Consider the following 3,877-nt stretch of genomic DNA (forward strand, 5'->3'; position numbering starts at 1 on the left):
CTTTGCGGGGAGAGAGCACTCTTCCCTTCCCCCCCCCCCCCCCCTCCCCCCCCCCCCCCCCGCCCCCCCCCCCCCCCCCCCCCCGCGTTGACGGGGCGCGGTACACCGGTCGGGTCCAGGACGAAGAGCGGCACGCCCAGCAGGTCGGCGCGGGCGCGGGCCTGCTCGGCGTACCCGGCGAGGGAGAAGTGGACGGGGGCCGCGGACTCCGCCATGGCCGTCAGCCACAGGCACTCCACGTCCCGCGCCGATGCCGGGACCACGGTGGGATCCACGTGGACGACGATGCCGGGCGCGGCCAGCCCGATGCCGGAGACGGGCCGCCGGTCGGCGCGGCGGACGTCCCGGTGACCCAGCCCGCGCAGATACAGGACGGCGGCGGTGACCGCGTCGCGGGCGGTGCGGATCGGGACGGCCCGGTGCGCCGGGACCCGTGACCCGGGGGTGCGCCCGGACCGGCCCGTCGCCGTGCGGTCCACCGGTACGCACAGCACCGTTCCGCACGGACAGCCCAGCTCCGGACGCGGCCACCGGCTCTCGGTCCCGCAGGCCGCGCAGCGCACGCCGATCCACTCCTCGTCCCACGTCCGGTGGGCGACCGCGGTCGCGGCCCGGCGCGGATCGAGTTCCGGGGTGACGGGTGCCCCGCACGCGCAGGGATACGACGGTGCCGTGTAGCGGTGCCGGCGTCCGCAGGCGGTGCAGCACACCGGGATGGTCTCGGACATGGCCCCATCGTCCTCTCTTGACGGCCCTCGGCCACCCACTTACATTACTTCCAGATCGTAGAAAAGAAATTTCACTATACGGAAGTTGCTACGGGAAGTGCTCACCGCGGGGCGCGACGGGAGTGCGAATCCGACAGTCGACAGCAGGAGTACTCGATGGCTCGTATGACCGCTGCCCGCGCGGCAGTTGAGATTCTCAAGCGCGAGGGCGTCACCGACGCGTTCGGTGTGCCGGGCGCGGCGATCAACCCGTTCTACGCGGCGCTCAAGGCCTCCGGCGGCGTCCAGCACACCCTCGCCCGGCACGTCGAGGGCGCCTCGCACATGGCCGAGGGCTACACCCGGACCCACCCCGGCAACATCGGCGTCTGCATCGGCACCTCCGGGCCGGCCGGCACCGACATGATCACCGGCCTGTACTCGGCGATCGGCGACTCGATCCCGATCCTGTGCATCACCGGCCAGGCGCCGACCGCGGTGATCCACAAGGAGGACTTCCAGGCCGTCGACATCGCCTCGATCGCCAAGCCGGTCACCAAGATGGCCGTCACCGTCCTGGAGGCCGCCCAGGTCCCCGGCGTCTTCCAGCAGGCGTTCCACCTCATGCGTTCCGGCCGCCCCGGCCCGGTCCTGATCGACCTGCCGATCGACGTCCAGATGACGGAGATCGAGTTCGACCCGGACACCTACGAGCCGCTCCCGGTCTACAAGCCGGCCGCGAGCCGCGCCCAGATCGAGAAGGCGATCGGCATGCTGAACGCCGCCGAGCGCCCGCTGATCGTGGCCGGCGGCGGTGTCATCAACGCCGACGCCGCCGACCTGCTCGTGGAGTTCGCCGAGCTGACCGGCACCCCGGTCGTGCCGACCCTGATGGGCTGGGGCCTGCTGCCCGACGACCACGAGCTGAACGCGGGCATGGTCGGCCTCCAGACCTCGCACCGCTACGGCAACGCGACGTTCCTGGAGTCCGACTTCGTCCTGGGCGTCGGCAACCGCTGGGCCAACCGCCACACCGGCAAGCTCGACGTCTACACCGCCGGCCGCACGTTCGTCCACGTCGACGTCGAACCGACCCAGATCGGCAAGATCTTCGCCCCGGACTACGGCATCGCCTCCGACGCCAAGGCGGCCCTGGAGCTGTTCGTCGAGGTGGCGAAGGAACTGAAGGCGGCCGGCAGGCTGCCCGACCGCTCCGCGTGGGCCGCCTCCGCGCAGGAGAGGAAGGCCACGCTCCAGCGCCGTACGCACTTCGACGACATCCCGATCAAGCCGCAGCGCGTCTACGAGGAGATGAACAAGGCCTTCGGCCCGGAGACCCGGTACGTCTCCACCATCGGCCTCTCCCAGATCGCCGGCGCCCAGATGCTGCACGTCTACCGCCCGCGGCACTGGATCAACTGCGGTCAGGCCGGCCCGCTCGGCTGGACCGTCCCGGCCGCGCTCGGCGTCGCCAAGGCCGACCCCGACGCCCAGGTCGTGGCGCTCTCCGGCGACTACGACTTCCAGTTCATGATCGAGGAACTGGCCGTCGGCGCTCAGCACAAGATCCCGTACGTCCACGTCCTGGTCAACAACTCCTACCTGGGCCTGATCCGGCAGGCGCAGCGGGCGTTCGAGATCGACTTCCAGGTCAACCTGGAGTTCGAGAACATCAACTCGCCCGAACTGGGCGTCTACGGCGTCGACCACGTCAAGGTCGCCGAGGGCCTCGGCTGCAAGGCGATCCGGGTGACCGACCCCGGTGAGCTGGGCGCGGCCCTGGAGCAGGCCAAGAAGCTCGCCGCCGAGCACCGGGTGCCGGTCGTCGTCGAGGCGATCCTGGAGCGCGTCACCAACATCTCCATGTCGGGCACCAACGACATCGGCAACGTCGTGGAGTTCGAGGAGCTCGCGACCGAGCCGGGGCACGCCCCGACCGCGATCCGGCCGCTGAAGGCCTGACCCGTACGCGGTGCGCGCAGAGCGGCCCGTTCCTGACGGACGGGCCGCTCTTTCGTGTGCCCTGCCGAGGGGCCCGCTCAGCCGCCTCCGCCCCCGCCGCAGCCTCCCCCTCCGCCCCCGCAGTAGTGCGCCATGCCGCCTCCCGAACCGCCCCCGCTGCCGGGCGGGGAGTTCTTGAGGAGCCCCTTGCCGCCCACTTCCACCCGGTCGACGAGCCCGGCACGCAGCGCGAAGCGGGGCAGGAGGACGCGTAGCGCGGCCGCGTCGTGCAGGGCGACGGCGAGCAGCCTGTCCTCCGCCGTCATGCCGCGCCGGCTCGTGGGCACCGGGTGCGTCTCCTGGAGGGCCCGCACCCGGCGGCGGGCGGCCCGGGTCGGACCGAGCAGCGGGTAGCGCAGCAACCCGGCCTCCGCCAGGGGGATCCGCATCAGCGCCACCGCCAGGCGGACGTCCGGGTGCCGGGTCAGTTTCCGTAGGGAGAGGGGCTCCTCGAGGCACCCCCGTACCGCCTCCGCCAGGTCGGGGAGGGGGACCGCGGCCGCCCCCGGCGCCGACGACAGGGCGCGTACGGTGCCCGGCGGGCCGGCCTCGACGGCGCCCCGCAGATACAGGTCCACCACGGAGACCGTCACCGCGGCGCGCGGGCCGCCGCGGAGCAGCGCGACCTCGTGCGGTGCGAGCCGGACCGTCCTGTCGTCGTCCATGACACCCCCCGAGAGCACCCCGTGTGCCCGGGGTTGTGCCCGCTGCCGGGGGCGGCTACGCGCGTTCAGCCTTCGTGGTGCTCATGGTGTTCGTGCAGCCCGGGCCAGTCTTCGGGTCCGCCGCCCTGCCACTCGACCAGCTCGCTGTCCTCGACGTCGGTCACGTAGAGGTCGGCCAGCCGCAGCAGCTCGGCGACGTCGTCGACGTGCGAGGCGACACCGAGGGTCTCGTCGCCGGAGGTGACCCGGCGGGAGCCGTCCAGGGCGGGGGAGTGGACGACGATGTGCGGGTGCTCGGGTGGGTGTGCCGTTGCCATGTCTCCAGGCTGCTGCGCGGGCCGGGAATCCGCACCCGGTGCACGCAGAGAAGCGGGGGGGGGGGGGGGGGTGGGGAGGGGGGGGGGGGGGAGGGGGGGGGGGGGGGGGGGGGGGGTTGGGCGGGGGGGGGGGGGGGGGGTGGTGAGCCCCCTTCCCCTGGGTGCACATGGTTGTTTTAGGGGGGAC

At 72.8% G+C, this 3,877-nt stretch carries 3 protein-coding genes and 1 pseudogene; 1 reads left to right on the top strand and 3 read right to left on the bottom strand.

Annotated elements, in window-relative coordinates; translation table 11 throughout:
• Nucleotides 1–83 precede the first annotated feature (83 nt).
• Nucleotides 84–728, bottom strand: a pseudogene (locus tag ACZ7G3_RS18250) (hypothetical protein); the annotation flags it as partial.
• A gap of 156 nt (nucleotides 729–884) precedes the next feature.
• Here ACZ7G3_RS18250 and gcl point away from each other — a divergent pair.
• Nucleotides 885–2,669 carry a glyoxylate carboligase gene (gcl, locus tag ACZ7G3_RS18255; RefSeq protein WP_470926686.1) on the top strand — a complete coding sequence of 595 codons (1,785 nt, stop codon included), beginning with the start codon at nucleotides 885–887 and terminating at the stop codon, nucleotides 2,667–2,669.
• Between the two features lie 77 nt (nucleotides 2,670–2,746).
• Here the strand turns inward: gcl and ACZ7G3_RS18260 are convergent, their stop codons facing one another.
• Nucleotides 2,747–3,373 carry a TIGR04222 domain-containing membrane protein gene (locus ACZ7G3_RS18260; RefSeq protein WP_470926688.1) on the bottom strand — a complete coding sequence of 209 codons (627 nt, stop codon included), beginning with the start codon at nucleotides 3,371–3,373 and terminating at the stop codon, nucleotides 2,747–2,749.
• Between the two features lie 65 nt (nucleotides 3,374–3,438).
• Nucleotides 3,439–3,690 carry a hypothetical protein gene (locus tag ACZ7G3_RS18265; RefSeq protein ID WP_470926690.1) on the bottom strand — a complete coding sequence of 84 codons (252 nt, stop codon included), beginning with the start codon at nucleotides 3,688–3,690 and terminating at the stop codon, nucleotides 3,439–3,441.
• Between the last annotated feature and the right edge of the window lie 187 nt (nucleotides 3,691–3,877).

It is taken from the genome of Streptomyces sp. NPDC037271, assembly GCF_055603605.1.

Coding starts and splice junctions, on each gene's coding strand:
- ACZ7G3_RS18265 (WP_470926690.1), bottom strand. CDS start 3,690: ATGGCAACGGCACACCCACCCGAGCACCCGCACATCGTCGTCCACTCC.
- gcl (WP_470926686.1), top strand. CDS start 885: ATGGCTCGTATGACCGCTGCCCGCGCGGCAGTTGAGATTCTCAAGCGC.
- ACZ7G3_RS18260 (WP_470926688.1), bottom strand. CDS start 3,373: ATGGACGACGACAGGACGGTCCGGCTCGCACCGCACGAGGTCGCGCTG.